This window comes from Granulicella mallensis MP5ACTX8, assembly GCF_000178955.2.
GTDB lineage: Bacteria > Acidobacteriota > Terriglobia > Terriglobales > Acidobacteriaceae > Granulicella > Granulicella mallensis.
The window spans coordinates 5,653,761-5,668,294 of sequence record NC_016631.1 but is presented as its reverse complement, the minus strand read 5'-3'; the positions used below and the strand labels follow the sequence as shown (position 1 = coordinate 5,668,294).

General features: G+C 61.3%; 11 protein-coding genes. 7 read left to right on the top strand and 4 right to left on the bottom strand.

What is annotated here, in order from left to right; translation table 11 throughout:
• The first annotated feature begins 78 nt into the window (after nucleotides 1-78).
• Complete coding sequence (locus ACIX8_RS21935) at nucleotides 79-828, top strand: metallophosphoesterase family protein (protein WP_014267587.1); 750 nt, start codon at nucleotides 79-81, stop codon at nucleotides 826-828.
• Between the two features lie 409 nt (nucleotides 829-1,237).
• Here the strand turns inward: ACIX8_RS21935 and ACIX8_RS21930 are convergent, their stop codons facing one another.
• From ACIX8_RS21930 to ACIX8_RS21915, 4 genes are all read right to left on the bottom strand, one after another.
• A complete protein-coding gene (locus ACIX8_RS21930; protein WP_014267586.1) occupies nucleotides 1,238-3,532 on the bottom strand; it encodes a patatin-like phospholipase family protein in 2,295 nt (764 codons plus the stop codon).
• Nucleotides 3,533-3,948: 416 nt separating this feature from the next.
• Entirely contained in the window at nucleotides 3,949-4,575 is a 627-nt protein-coding gene (msrA, locus tag ACIX8_RS21925) for a peptide-methionine (S)-S-oxide reductase MsrA (RefSeq protein ID WP_014267584.1), read from the bottom strand.
• Between the two features lie 142 nt (nucleotides 4,576-4,717).
• Nucleotides 4,718-5,059 (bottom strand): histidine triad nucleotide-binding protein, encoded by a 342-nt coding sequence (locus ACIX8_RS21920; protein ID WP_014267583.1) that lies wholly within the window; start codon nucleotides 5,057-5,059, stop codon nucleotides 4,718-4,720.
• 57 nt (nucleotides 5,060-5,116) lie between these two features.
• On the bottom strand, nucleotides 5,117-6,484 hold the full coding sequence (locus tag ACIX8_RS21915) for a M48 family metallopeptidase (protein ID WP_014267582.1): 1,368 nt from the start codon (nucleotides 6,482-6,484) through the stop codon (nucleotides 5,117-5,119).
• A 275-nt stretch (nucleotides 6,485-6,759) separates the two neighbouring features.
• Between ACIX8_RS21915 and ACIX8_RS21910 the strand changes: the two genes are divergently transcribed.
• From ACIX8_RS21910 to ACIX8_RS21885, 6 genes are all read left to right on the top strand, one after another.
• Nucleotides 6,760-8,634, top strand: coding sequence for a metallopeptidase TldD-related protein (locus tag ACIX8_RS21910; protein ID WP_014267581.1), 1,875 nt, complete (start codon nucleotides 6,760-6,762; stop codon nucleotides 8,632-8,634).
• 380 nt (nucleotides 8,635-9,014) lie between these two features.
• Entirely contained in the window at nucleotides 9,015-10,607 is a 1,593-nt protein-coding gene (locus tag ACIX8_RS21905) for a metallopeptidase TldD-related protein (protein WP_150110711.1), read from the top strand.
• 426 nt (nucleotides 10,608-11,033) lie between these two features.
• Nucleotides 11,034-12,191, top strand: a complete 1,158-nt coding sequence (gene alr, locus ACIX8_RS21900) for an alanine racemase (protein WP_014267579.1) — start codon at nucleotides 11,034-11,036, stop codon at nucleotides 12,189-12,191.
• A gap of 80 nt (nucleotides 12,192-12,271) precedes the next feature.
• Complete coding sequence (locus tag ACIX8_RS21895) at nucleotides 12,272-12,619, top strand: type II toxin-antitoxin system RelE/ParE family toxin (protein ID WP_014267578.1); 348 nt, start codon at nucleotides 12,272-12,274, stop codon at nucleotides 12,617-12,619.
• Between the two features lie 18 nt (nucleotides 12,620-12,637).
• Nucleotides 12,638-13,012, top strand: a complete 375-nt coding sequence (locus ACIX8_RS21890) for a helix-turn-helix domain-containing protein (RefSeq protein ID WP_014267577.1) — start codon at nucleotides 12,638-12,640, stop codon at nucleotides 13,010-13,012.
• 177 nt (nucleotides 13,013-13,189) lie between these two features.
• A complete protein-coding gene (locus tag ACIX8_RS21885; RefSeq protein ID WP_014267576.1) occupies nucleotides 13,190-14,389 on the top strand; it encodes an alpha/beta hydrolase family protein in 1,200 nt (399 codons plus the stop codon).
• Nucleotides 14,390-14,534 lie beyond the last annotated feature (145 nt).

The following is a 14,534-nucleotide window of genomic DNA, read 5'->3' as shown; positions in this document are numbered from 1 at the left end:
TCGAAGCTTAAATCGCGTATGCAGGGGCAGTCTCTATCCCTATCTTGCCGCTAATGGAGTAGACTGACCCTTCGTCTCATGCGCGTTCTCATCGTCTCTGACATTCACGGCAACCTTCAGGCACTTGAGGCCGTGCTCGCTGCGGCAGGAGCCTTCGACGCTCTCTGGAACCTCGGCGACACGGTCGGCTACGGCGGCAATCCGAATGAGGTTATCGACCTAATTCGGCCGCTGGCAACCGTGAACGTGCGCGGCAACCACGATCGTGTCTGCTGCGGCCTTACCAGCTCGCAGGGCTTCAATCCCATAGCCGCCATGGCCGCGGACTGGACCCACCGCAAGCTCACGCCGGAGAACCTCGAGTGGGTGCGCTCCATGCCCCAGGGGCCGGTACGCGCGAGTTCGCGGGCGATGTGTGCCCACGGTTCGCCGCTGCATGAAGACCACTACATCATCTCCATGCGCGACGCCTGGACGCCGCTGCAACGGATGGAGACCGAGATCACCTTCTTCGGCCACACCCATGTGCAGGGAGGCTTCTCCCAGAGCGAGCAGGAGTGGGAAGAGGATCGTCCTCAGTACCTCGAACGCGATACCCCCGAGCAGGTCACGATGGAGGTCCCCGTCGGTACGCGGCACCTGATCAATCCCGGCTCGGTAGGCCAGCCCCGCGATGGCGACTGGCGCGCAGCCTATGCGATCTACGACGACCAGGCCGAATGCATCACCTTCTGCCGCATCCCCTACGACGTCGCCGGAGCACAGGCCGCAATCCGCAAGGCGGCCCTGCCGGAACGGCTGGCAGCACGGTTAAGCGAAGGACGGTAAAGGCGAGAGTAGGAGAGCGAGTCAGCAAGTCAGCGAGTCAGCGCGGACGAGCGAGTAGACCGCAACCCGGCCTTGAAGCGGCACGGGACCCAGCCCCAAAGGGGCGGCATATCCCAGCCTGGGGCGCAAGCCCCAGGAACAAAACCACACAACAAATCAAGGGCTGAAAGCCCGGCATATCTCGTCTGCACTGGCGAGATATGCCGGGCCTTCAGCCCTTGATCTATCATCCATTGACTTGCTGACTTGCTGACTTGCTGACTTGCTGACTTGCTGACTTGCTGACTTGCTGACTTGCTGACTTGCTGACTTGCTGACTTGCTGACTTGCTGACTTGCTGACTTGCTGACTTGCTGACTTGCTGACTTGCTGACTCGCTGACTTGCTGACTCGCTGACTCGCTCTGCTCCTAAAACAGTCTCCCCAGCGTAAAGGTCAACTTGTGTTCGTTGCCGTCGCCGATAGAAGGAGCGATGGTGATAACGCCAAGCGGAGTCTCCGCTACCAGGCCGAAGTACACGTCCTGGCGGGTGATCGTCGACGCATCGGGCGCGCGCATCTGGCCGGCCTCATAGGTCAGTCCGACATAGATGCTCTGGCCGAGTGGCGCGGGCAGGGTTGCGATTCGCCGCAGGTAGCCTGGGGTGATCAGGAAGTAGTCGGTGCCGCGATACTGGTCGATGGCGCTGGCGCTCAACCGCAGCGGTCCGCCCAGCGTGTAGCGGAAGGGCTGTGCGACATTGCGGTTGAACATCGTTCCCCCTTCGCCGTTGGCGAGCACGATGTTCTTCTTGCCGATTGTGTGCGCGAACGAGATCTGGCCGAAGAGTTGCGGGGCACTTGGGCTTCCAGGCGTTGCATACAGGTAGCCGAGGTCCGTCACGACGCGTACGCCGAACTGCGGTACCAGCGCCCTGTCCTGGGAGTCGTAGACATACCGGATGCGCGCCGTCTGCGCGTTGCCGTTATAGTTCGGCAGGCCGTCGGAGCCGGTGGTGGTCGTCCATTGCACGTTTTCGAACTGCCAGCCGGCACGCAGCTCCTGCTGCTTTCCATCGCCCCAGCCAATGTCCGCGCCTGTTTCGACGAGCTGCGACTGGCGCTGCGAAAGCCGCGTCGAGCCGCTGTAGATGTAGAACGGCTCGCGCGTCAGGTTGGCGCGGGGGGCGGCGAACAGGCCCTTCCAGTTCAGCTTGCGGTAGTATTCCGTCTCGACCCGGGTCAGGAAGCCGAAGTCGATCTTCGCGCGCAGCTCCGAGCCATAGCCGCCGAAGTCCTGGTCCAGCAGGATCGTGCTGATGGTGGCGCGGGTGACGCCGCCGGTCTGTGCGGCGAGGTTCAAACCGAGATCCATGAACGGAGGCCCTGTCTTCTTGTCGCTCACGGTCACCAGCAGGATGGGCCGCGTCGAATCGGGGGAGTCATAACCGACGGTGTAGTCGGCATCATAGCGCCCATCGCTGCGGACGTCCGCGAGCAGACTTTCCACCTGGTCGGTGTTGACGGGTTGATTCACCAGGGGCCCAAACTTGCGCTCGACGGCCTCCTTCACCGATTCGTTCGGTGCTTTGATCTTGACCAATACGACGGAGCCTGCCGGGCCGCGCTCCTTCGCGCGGCGGTGAGCGAGGTACTCATCCCAATCGGCCTGGTTGAGCGCATACTTCAGCAACTGGTCCTTTTGCGATTCAGCGGCGTCGTAGCCGACTCTTGCCAGCTTGGCGGTCTTCAGGTAGTCGGCCTGGCCGAAGCCCGTAATTTCGGGCATGATGACGACATTTGCCAGCTTGCGGTCGCGGATCTCATTGGCCTCGATGCCGACCGAGAAGGCCCGCTGCAACACGCCCAGGATCGAATCCAGATCGCCTTTGCCTACGGGCTGCAGCGGCAGGCTGACGGCGAGGATCACGTCCGCCTTCATGGCCTTCACGTCGGCTGTCGGCAGGTTCTCGAGGATTGCACCATCGACGAACTCATGCCCGTCGAGCTGAAAGGGGCGGAAGACGCCGGGGATCGAGGCCGAAGCGCGCACCGCGTCCTGCAGCGAGCCGCGCGCGAAGGTGACGGTCTTGGCGTCGTTCAGGTCGGTGGCCTGGCAGCGAAAGGGGATGGGCAGGCTGTTGAAGTCGGTCTGGTCGTTGTAGCGCAGGAACTCCTTGTCCAGCAGCTCGTTCAGCCCGGTATCGGTTAGCAGCGAGTTGCGAAAGGAGACGCCGTGCTTGAGCCCGACGGTCACGGCGTTGGGGATCTCGCGGCTGTCTTCGCGGCGGCGGAAGCTGCGCGACGAGAAGGCGGAGTCGATGCGGAAGACACTGGCAACCGACTCGTCGGTCATGATGTGCGTCATCTGCTCGGTGGTATGGCCGGTGGAGTAGAGCGCCCCAATGATCGAGCCCATGCTGGTTCCCGCGATGACATCAACAGGAATATGGTGCTCTTCAAACCACTGCAGCACGCCGATATCGCTCATGGCCAGTGCGCCGCCGCCGCCCAGAGCTACGCCGATGACCGGGCGATTCTTCGGCAGGTCGATCGGGGGAACGGAAGGATCAACCGGACCCAGCTTCAATTGCCTGGTGCTGGCCGACTCCTCGCCTGCACTGGCAGGCTTGGAGGATGATTTGGAATCCTGCCCGTGTGCAGCTACACCCATGATCAGGGCCATCGCCAGCAGGGTAGCCGGGCGTGCCCAAAGCTGTTCCAAGGTCGTTCTCAAGGTCGTTCCGTTTCTGCTCCAGTCTTAAAACACACTGGGGCACACCACCTGCTGGTATGTGTCCTTAGACGCACGATGAAGACTACGCGATGTAAGCCAGAGGGGGAACCAGCATCGAGTCAAATAGATATCTCCCGAGGACGCTTTTACTGTTGCCTTTGCTTTTCTGGCTTGTCATTCCCGCAGGGAATCTGCTGTTGTCTTTGCCCTTGCCGTTGTTGTTGTCTTTGCTTTTCTGATTTGTCATTCCGAGCGTAGCGAGCGAATGACAAACAGAAAAGCAAAGGCAAAAGCACGTTGCAAGCCGAGCAAGAGTAAAGCCCCAAAGGGGCGGCCTATCCCAGTCCAGGGATAGGCCGCCCTCTGGGGCTGTGAAGCATCTCTGTTATGCCAAAATACGGAGTCTACCGCGTATATTCCTGAAACAACTCCGGAAACTGCTGCTGAAGCGCGCCGATCTTCGGAATATCGCACACCTGGATATACGGGTTATGCGGGTTCTTGATCGCGTAGTCCTGGTGGTACTCTTCGCCGCGGTAGAACGTTTCCAGCGGAACGATCTGCGTGACGATCGGCTTGCCGAAGATGTGTGCCGCGTTGAGCTGTTTCACGTACTCCTCGGCTGCCTTCTTCTGCTGGTCGTCGGTGTAGAAGATCGCCGACCGGTAGCTTGTGCCGATGTCTCCGCCCTGTCGATTGAGCTGGGTGGGGTCGTGGACCACCGAGAAGAAGATCCGCAGCAGCGTTCCGTAGCTCACCTTTGCAGGATCGAAGACGATCTCCAGCGCCTCAGCGTGGCCGGTCTCCGTGCTGCAGACGGTCTTGTAATCGGCGGTTTCAGCTGCACCGCCGGAGTAGCCGACCGTCGTCTGAATTACGCCTTTAACCCTCTGGAAAACCGATTGAACACCCCAGAAGCAGCCACCGGCAAAGACCGCCGTCTCGTGCTGCCCGGCCTCCCAGCCACTTTCGGGCATTGCTATATCGTGCAGGGGGGCGGGGATGGGTTCTTTTCTAGATTCGATAGCCATTGAAAATCTCCAGTCTGTGCTGCCTGTCATTGGACGCAGCCGGCCTGTATTCGATGCGAAGGGCTCATGTTCCACGTGGAACCATGGTAGTTAACCCCACCTCAACCTGTACTTGAAGTGTTAGGCCGGAAGGGGTGTTAAGTTAGCCCGGAGGCCAGCCTAAGTGCCTTCCTCCCAACAGATGCACGTGCAGATGGTCGACGGTCTGGCCGCCGTCGGGGCCGGTATTGATGACCAGCCGATAGCCGTTTTCGAGTCCTTGCGCCTGGGCTACTTCGCCCGCGGCGGATAGAAGGTGGCCCAGCATCGCGGCGTCTTCCGTGGTGGCGTGGGCATGCGAGGCGAGGTGCCGCTTGGGGATCACCAGCACATGCACCGGGGCCTGGGGGTTGATGTCGGGGAAGGCGAGCACCTGCTCGTCTTCATGCAGCCGCTTTACGGGGATTGTTCCGGCGGCGATCTTGCAGAACAGGCAATCGGTCATGGTGTGTTGACAGTAAATAGTCGGCAGGAGAGGGTCAAGGCTGGTGTCGCCCTCTGACTATTTCTTGAAGTACTTCGGCTCCACGCCTGGGGCCCAGGGATCGTAAGCCTTTCCGAAGGCCGCTCGACGTCCGACGGCTGGATGGCTATAGACCCAGAACTCAACGAACGGGTTGGGGTTCGGATCTTCCAGCGAACTGTCGCCCAGCACGTTGAAGGCGTTCTTCGCGGTCGTCTGCGGGTCGGCTACGATCCCGTGAATGGCCTCCTGCCCGTACACATCGGCGGCGTGCTCCTGCATGCGGGTCAGGCTCTCGGTTACGGGTTCCGCCAGAGTATTGAAGATCGTAAACACCAGGAGCAGCACGACCAGTGCCCCCCAATCCGCCTGGGAAGGGATTCTCCATTGCCTGCCGAAGTACGCAATCGCCCAGCGCACCAGGAAGAACGCAAGGTACAGCCCGGCGAAGAGCCCGAGGAAGGTCATGACGATGCCGCGCAGGATGTGTCCCAGCACGTAGTGGCCGGACTCATGCCCGAAGATGAAGAGGATCTCGTCCGGCGTGCCTTTGGCGAGCGAGGTGTCCCAGACCACGACACGCTTGGAGTTGCCGAAGCCGGTCACGTAGGCGTTCATCGTTGTCGTCTTGGCGCTGGCCTTCATCAGGAACATGCGTTCCGGCGGGATGTTCATATGTCCGCGCTCGACGACCTTCTCCAGTTGGGCCACCAGCGCCGGTTGCGATTGTTGCAGGGGCTCGAAGGTATTGAACAGAGGGTCGATCACCAGCGGCATTCCATAGATGGCGATGATCGTCAGGGGCATCATCACCGCCCAGAACGCCAGCCACCAGGTGCGCGGCAGCGAGCGGATGATCCACATCAGCAGCGCGCAGAGCAGGAACTCGCCGAGTAGCGTAACGCCCCAGCCCTTTGCCAGGTCACTGAACCAGCTTGACCAGCTCTGGATGGAAAGCCCGTACTGGACGGAGAGCCGGTGGCTGTAGAGGCTCAACGGCAGGTCGAGCAGGGTGTTCGCGATACTGAACAGAAAGGTGAAGACGAGGCACTCCTGCCAGAAGGCCAGGACCCATCGGCCCTGTTCGCGCAGACCTCCGCTCGATCCCAGCGCGCGGTTGCGCATCCAGGCCACAACGCCCAGCCATAGCAACAGGGCCAGTTGAACGATGCTCCACACCGCATCCAGAAAGTGCAGTGTAATTCTCACCTTTGCGAGGTGCTGTGCCTTCGCCAGTTTGTCCGGAGAGAGCGAGTAGTCGGGAAGATTGCCGTGCCGAGGGGCGGCGGTCATCTCCTGTTGTGCGTAGACGTTCGCCGTATGCTCGGCTGGGGTCTCGCTGGCTCGTGCAGAGATTGCAAAGGAAAAGAGAAGGCAAAGAAACACAGCGTGCCGGAGGAGGTGCATCAAAATCCTTTCGTAGTGTTTTGAGTCTGCACGATGGTCCGAGACGCCGCAAGTTGAGCAGGTCGGTCTTTCGCGAGCAGCGATGATCCTGGTCATTGAGCCCTTGTTCGCTTTCATCGTTTGCACATTTTTGGACGTGCCAGGAGTTAGAAAGGATACGGTTTCAAACGTGCCTTCCGGCTCGTGGTCCGTCCAAGAGTATAGATACCGCGAGCGAACATCGGCATCTTCGGTACACTCTGCTTACGATCCTTCGTGCAAGAAGCGGGCTTTCTTTGACACCTCCGATTTATCCCAAATCTTTATTTCGCCGTCATCGTTCTATTTCGTCCCTGGGGCTGGCCGCGTTTGTACTGGCCGCCGGAACTCTCACGCAGGCAAGGGCCTCAGACCCTAAACCGGGCGATCCGGCGGTTGCTGTGAATGCTGCTGCGAGTAATCCAGCTGCGAACGATCCAGAAGCGGCTGCAAGCAATCCAATATTGATGCAGGCGATGTCGGCTGAGCTGAACCGCGCGATGTCCTCACTGGGCACGGCTGCCGTGTCTGCCAACGCGACGCCGCAGCCCAGGCCGTACTTCCTCAGCTACTCGGTGGCCGACGCTGAAAACGTCAACATCACCGCGCAGTACGGCGCGATTACGAACTCGAGCGCCCGGCACGCGCGCATTGCCGACGTGCAGGTGCGGCTCGGTTCGCCGGACCTCGACAACTCGCACGGCGACCATCGCACCAGCGCGCTGACCACCATGCCGCTGCCGCTCTCGGACGACCGCAGCGCGATTGAGCGTTCGCTCTGGTTCGCGACCAATCGCGGTTACGGCAAGGCGCTCGACGCGCTGGAGAAGGTAAAGACCGAGCAGCAGGTGCGCGCGAAGGAAGAGGACTCTTCGGCGGACTTCTCCACGGAGAAGCCGGCAAGCGCCGATCTGCCCCCCGCGCCCAAGCTGGAGCTCGACCGCTCCGCCTGGGAGCAGCGTCTGCGCGAGATTACCGCCGTCTTCCGCGGCTATCCGCACATCTTCTACGACACGGCGTATATGCAGACCTCGCACGAGACGGACTACTTCGTCTCCAGCGAAGGCGCACACGTAGCCGCACCGAATCAGGTTGCGCGGCTCGTCGTAGTGGCCCGCACGCGCGCGGCCGATGGCATGGACCTCTTCCGCGTCGAGACCTTTGAGGCCGACACAACCGGCCATCTTCCCGACCAGGCAACGGTATTGGAGAAGACCGTCGCGCTGGCGAAGAACCTCGACGATCTGCGTTCCGCTCCTATCACAGAGCCCTACAACGGCCCGGCGATCCTCTCCGGCCGCGCGGCCGCGGTCTTCTTCCACGAGGTGCTGGGGCATCGTCTCGAAGGCCAGCGCCAGCGCGGCGACGAAGAGGGCCAGACCTTCACCAAGCTGCTGAACAAACCGATCCTGCCGAGCTTCCTCTCGGTTGCCGACGACCCCACGCTGAAAGAGTTCAACGGCCATCCGCTCAGCGGCCACTACGCGTTCGACGACGAAGGCCAGCCCGCACGGCGCGTGCAGCTGGTCGACGACGGCGTCCTCAAGACCTTCCTCATGTCCCGCCTTCCGGTCGCGAGCTTCGCGCAGTCCAACGGCCACGGCCGCGCCGAGACGGGCAAGATGCCCACAGGACGACAGGGCAATCTCATCGTGACCTCGACCAAGACAGTCTCCGACGCCGAGCTGCGCGAGATGCTGAAGGCCGAAGCGAAGAAGCAGGGCAAGGCCTACGGGCTGTTCTTCGAGGACATCTCCTCGGGCTTCGCGGTCACGACACGCCGCTCGCCGCAGGCCTTCCAGGTGATTCCGCTGGTGGTCTATCGCGTGTACGTGGACGGCAGGCCGGACGAGCTGGTGCGCGGTGTGAGCATCGTCGGAACGCCGCAGGCCGCGTTGAACCGCATCGTTGCGACGGGCGACCACCAGGACATCTTCAACGGCGAGTGCGGCGCGGAGTCGGGCACGATTCCCGTCAGCGCCGTAGCCCCGGCCATGCTGGTGAGCGAGATCGAAACCCAGCGTCAGGCGCAGGGAACGGCACGCCCGCCGATCGTCGAGCCGCCGCCATTGGGTGATGCAACGGATGCTCCTGCGACGCCTGTTTCGGCTGCAACGAAAGGGGGCCGCTAATGCGATTCTTCTTTCGAGAGCCACAAGATTTCGTCTCTTCTACCTCACCCAAAAATCGTCATCCTGAGCGCAGCAGCTCGCGCACTTTGCGAGTTGCAGAGTCGAAGGACCCCGAGGGTTCTGTCTTACACAGGCTGATAGAACCTTTTCACGCGAGACTGCTGGGGCACTGGAGCTCCGGGTTGAAAAAGGGCGGATGGTATCGGCAACATGAGCTGCTTCGGGGTCCTTCGACTCCGCGTCTCGCAAAGTGCGCGAAACGCTCCGCTCAGGATGACGATTCAGAGGTGATTGTGAGACCAAAACAACAACAGCGTTCGTTCGTCGCATCGGGCCTGATTGCTGTCATATTGTCTGTTCCTGTGTCCCTGCATGCCCAAATGGCACCCAACACCCCCGACCCACTCCTCACCGCGATGCAGCAGGAACTCGCGCGCGAGAAGTCGCTGCTCATTCTGCCCGGCCTGCAGCGGCCCTACTTCATGGAGTACCGGCTCGAAGATCTGCAGACCTACGAGGCCGTCGCGAACTACGGCGCACTGACTGGCGAAAGCGAGAACCGCCAGCGCATCGTGCGCGTCGAAGTACGCATCGGCGATTACACCACCGACTCCAGCTCTTCGCGTGGAGACGGCTCTCTGCAGCTCGCCCCCAACGACAACGATCCCGCCGCGCTGAAGTACGCGCTCTGGACCGCGACCGATGAGGCCTACAAGAATGCCTTGCGGGCGTACTCGGCCAAGGAGGCCGCGCTCAAGCAGTTCCAGAGCGCGCCCACGGCCAACGACTTCACCCCGGCCAAGCCCGTTACCCTGATCGAACCCTTGAAGACGCTCGAGCTGGATCGCGATGCGTGGAAGCAGCGCATCATCGAAGCCAGCGGCATCTTCCAGACCGCGCCCGAGGTCCGCAGCTTTGCAGCGGAGGTGCAATCATCGAGCGCCAGCATCGACGCCGTGGTCGTGAATCGCTATACGGTGAACACCGACGGCACGGTGCTGCGGCACGGCTACGCAGGCTATAACGATGTCATCAGTGTGGGCGGACAGGCGGCGGACGGCATGCAGCTCAGCCGCAGTAACGGCTCCTCCGCGGCCACGGCTGAAGGGCTCGAGAGTGCAGAGGCTTTGCACAAGCGCACGATCACCAATCTCCTCAGCTTGAAGGATCTGCGCGAGGCCCCGGTCGTGGACGCCGAGGACTATCACGGTCCCGTGCTCTTCTCGGGCGATGCCAGCGCCGATGTCATCAACCGGCTCTTCGTGCCGAACGTCGAGGCCGACCGCCCCGACATGGGCACCACCGCACGCACGCAGGGAGCGTATCAGTCGAGCCTGCGCACGCCGGTGCTGCCGTCCTTCCTCACGGTCGTCGACGATCCCGGCCTGCATACCTTTGAAGGCCAGTCGCTGGTCGGCGCCTACTCTGTCGACGATGAAGGTGTTCCGGTCGCGCCGGTGACGGTAGTCGATCATGGCAAATTGATCGATTATCTGCTGGGGCGTGAGCCGGTGAAGGACTTTCCCGAGTCGAACGGCCATGGCCGCGCGGCTCCGGGGCAGGCAGCGCACTCACGCGCCGGTGTGGTCGTCGTGAAGTCGACGCAGCCATTGTCGGCGGCGGAGATGCGCGCGAAGCTGCTGGCGCTGGCGAAGGAACAGGGCCGCGACGTATACGAGGTGGAGACGCTCGGTGGGGAGCTGTCACCACGGCTGCTGTACCGCGTGTCACCCAGCGGCAAACGCACGCTGGTGCGCGGAGCGGTGTTCGACGAGCTCGATCAACGCTCATTACGCAGCGGATTGCTGGCAGCTGGAGGCAAGCCCTGGGTCGCACAGACCCTGAGCCCCGTGCCCGAGACCACCATCGCGCCAAGCCTGTTGTTCGCCGATATCGCGGTCAAACGCGCCAGCGAGCAACAGCAGAAGCTGCCGTACTATGCTCCGCCTGCGATTGGGGATGGGCAGAAGTAGTGGGGAGAGATTCAGAAGGTTTCGACCGCCACCGAAACCGTCATTCTGAGCGAAGTAGCTCGCGCACTTTGCGAGCTACGCAGTCGAAGAACCCCGAAACCTTCTACGTTGCCCCTACCCTCCGGACCTTTTCCACCTCTGACGCTCGGGCCTCTGCCTCTTCGGTTGGAACGGTTCGAGCGGTAGGGGCGAGAGGAGCTCTTCGGGGTTCTTCGACTTCGCGTCTCGCAAAAAGCGCGCGACGCTTCGCTCAGAATGACGGTTTTGTGGAAAGGGCAAAGTGAAAATGTTGAGGCATCTCATTCTCTTCCCCTGCGCCCAAATAAATGCGTTGCCGCTGTTGCTTCGTATGCCACCCTCCGTCCTGAAACACACAACCTCGCGCTGAGCTTGAAAGATAATGGACACAAGGCGGGTAGGTAACTTTTGAAGAGTTGGATCGAAATCTCAAGCGCGAGGCTGGCGGAGAACTTTCGCGCGATACAGGCCGTCGCGGGGCAGGGAGTGGAAGCACTCGCCGTCATCAAGGCCAACGCCTACGGCCACGGCACGACGATCTGCGCCCCGGTATTGGCGGAGGCCGGTGCCCAGTGGCTTGGTGTCAGCGATGTGGCGGAGGGCGAGGCTGTTCGCACGGCACTTCCGCACAGTGGCATACGCGTGCTCGTCATGTGCGGCATGGAACTGGCGGACGCGCCTGCACTGGTGGCGCACGGTCTTACGCCTGTCGTCTGGACGCCCGAGCACATTGCCGCTCTGGAACGCGCCGCGCGTTCCGCAGGGCATCGTATCCAGGTGCATCTCGAGGTCGATACCGGCATGGGACGCCAGGGAGCGGCTCCCGGCGAAGACCTCGCACGCACACTGGAAGCTCTTGCTGATTCACGATGGGTGAGCTGTGAAGGCATCATGACGCACCTGTGCTGCTCCGAATCCGCAGAGGCGAAGATCACCGAGGAGCAGCGCGAACGGTTCGCCTCGGCGCTCGACCAGGCTCTCGCCGCGGGCATGCGCCCCGAGTTCGTGCATCTGGCCAATACCTCGGCGGTGGACGAGGGCAGCACGATGCAGTGGATTCGCGATACCGCAAAGTCGCTCGGCGCGCGGGCTATGGTTCGCATCGGATTTGCTATCTATGGACATTGCCTGGAGATCGAAGGCGAGCATGCTCATGCGGGAGCGCTCGCGCCAAAGGTGTCTCCGGTGCTCGTCTGGAAGACGCGCATCATCGGACTGCGCGGCGTCGCTGCTGGGGCAACAGTGGGCTATGGCGCAACGTTCGTCGCGACGCAGCCGATGCGCCTGGCGTTGTTGCCGGTGGGCTACGCCGATGGCTATCGCCGTGCCGCTTCTTCCGGGGTGGGCAACGGCTGGGTGATGATCGCGGGCCGGCGTGCGCCTGTTGTGGGCCGCGTGTCGATGAACCTGACGGTGGTGGATGTCAGCGGCCACGCGGACGTGCAGGAGGGGATGGAGGCCGTGTTGCTGGGAGAGGGCGTTACCGCCGAAGACCAGGCCCGCTGGAGCGGCACAATTGCGTATGACATTCTGTGCGGCATTCGCGCGAACTTTGAGCTGCGATAGTACAAAACTTTACGGGCAAGCGAAGCGCAATACGCATTATGCTCTTTACAGCATAATGCGTATTAGAGCATAATTTATTCATGAGTTGGAACGCCTACTTCCACCCCAGGTTCAAGGCCGAGTTTGATGAGCTTCCGGTGGCAGCGCAGGACGAATTGCTGGCCTTGCTCATACCTTTGCGAACATATGGCCCCACTTTAGGCCGTCCTGAGGTGGATACCCTCAAGGATTCGAAATATACAAACATGAAAGAACTGCGGTTTAAGGCCTCTGGAGGAGTGTGGCGTGTTGCTTTTGCCTTTGACCCGGAGCGGGATGCCATTTTGCTGGTAGCGGGTGATAAGTCCGGTGTTAGCGAAAAGACCTTCTACAGGAGGCTGATTGATAAAGCTGATAGAAGATACAAGGAACATCTCGACAACCTTTAGCCAATGGAGAGACTACCCATGCGTGGACTGATTGCAGCAGATGAAGTAATGGCTTCGCTGCCGAAGAATCGGCGGAAGGCCATTGAAGCAAGAGGGGCCGAGCTGCTCGCGGCGGTGGAGCGGCGCATGACCCTGGGAGAGATGCGGAAAGACCGTAAGATCAGCCAGGCTGTTGTCGCCGAGGCTTTGGGGGTGGGCCAAATGCAGATCTCGCGCCTCGAAAAACGTAAGGACCCGCGTCTGTCCACGATGCAACGTACGGTAGCGGCCATGGGCGGTCATCTGACCATGATTGCAACGTTTCCAGACCAGGAACCGATCATCCTTGTCACCTCTCAAGTTACAGAGAAGAGACGCCACTCCAAAAAGAAGACGACGCGGACGGCACGATAGAGCAAATTTCCCGTAGGTGTATAGCGGAACCGCGACATTTATGGCTGTTTTTGCCAGAAAAACGATCCTGCACGCCCGATGCAACTTCACGGTAACAGGAAATTTGCTCTAATCCCTCTTCCTCTCGAATACTGCGAGGGGCGACTTCTACACCCGCCGGAACGATAAACTGGAAGCATGCTTTCTCAGCTTTACGCCAAGTGGATGTACGCATGGGAGACCGCGCTCACCACGCGCGATCAAAACCGCATCGAGCGTCCTCTTGAGTGGGGCTTCGACTATCTTGCCGATTTTGGCGGCGAAGAGGCCGAGCAAAAAGTCGCCTCGGGCGAACTCACACCGCTGGCCGCGATGACCGCACTCAATGCGCGCATCGCCGCCGACCCGCACAGCTTCTTCGACTACGCCACTCCCACCGACTTCCGCATCGAGCAGCGCTACCCCGAACTCTTCCCGACCAACGTTCGTCCCGAGACGCTCGAACAGGAGCGCGAGTACCAGCGCCAGGCTGAGGTCGGCGAGCTGCGCCGCGAGCCCTTCCTGCGCTTTACCTCGCCCGTGCGCACGCCGTATCCCGAGAACGATATGGTCAACGCACGCTGGTATCCGGCGGAGCCGGGCAAGAAGAAGGGAACGGGAGAGAGAAGGCCAAAGCAGGCAATGATTGTGATGCCGCAGTGGAACGCCGATGCCTTCTCGCACAATGCCTTCTGCACGATGTTCAATCGCTTCGGCATCTCCTGCCTGCGGCTGTCGAAGCCGTACCATGACGTCCGCCGCCCGCTGGAGCTCGAGCGCTCCGACTACGCGGTCAGCTCGAACATCGGGCGCACCATGTCCGCCTGCCGCCAGGCCGTCGTGGATATTCGCAGTTGCATCGACTGGCTGCAGTCCGAGGGCTACGAACAGATCGGCGTGTTGGGTACGAGCCTCGGCAGTTGCTACGCGTTCATCGCCGCGGCGATGGACCCGCGCATTCAGGTCTGTGCGTTCAACTACGCGTCGACGTGGTTCGGCGACGTCGTCTGGACGGGGCAGAGCACGCGCCACATTCGTTCCTCGTTCGAGCATGCAGGACTCACGCAGGACCAGGTTCGGCAACTGTTTCTTGCCGTCAGCCCGATGTCGTACATGGCGCAGTTCGCGGCGACACCCCGGCATACGTTGGTCGTCCACGCGACGTACGACCTGACGTTCGTGCGCGAGTTCTCGCTGGAGGTCCTGAAGTCCTTCGACGCTCACCAGATTGAGTACACCTCCAAGGTGCTGCCCTGTGGCCACTACACCACGGGTGAGACGCCGTACAAGTACCTCGACGGCTGGTATCTCGGGTCGTTCGTGTGGAGGACGTTCAAGCAGTTGGGGCAGGGATCGTAAGCCGGACAGCAGCCTGGGCCTGTGCCTTCCCATGGGCTTGTTTTGAACGGGTGGGGCTTTAGGTAGTGTCTGCAAATCGGGGGCAACAGCGCATTACCTATTTGTTCCCCCACAGAGTCGTCATCCTGAGCGTAGCGCCTCGCGT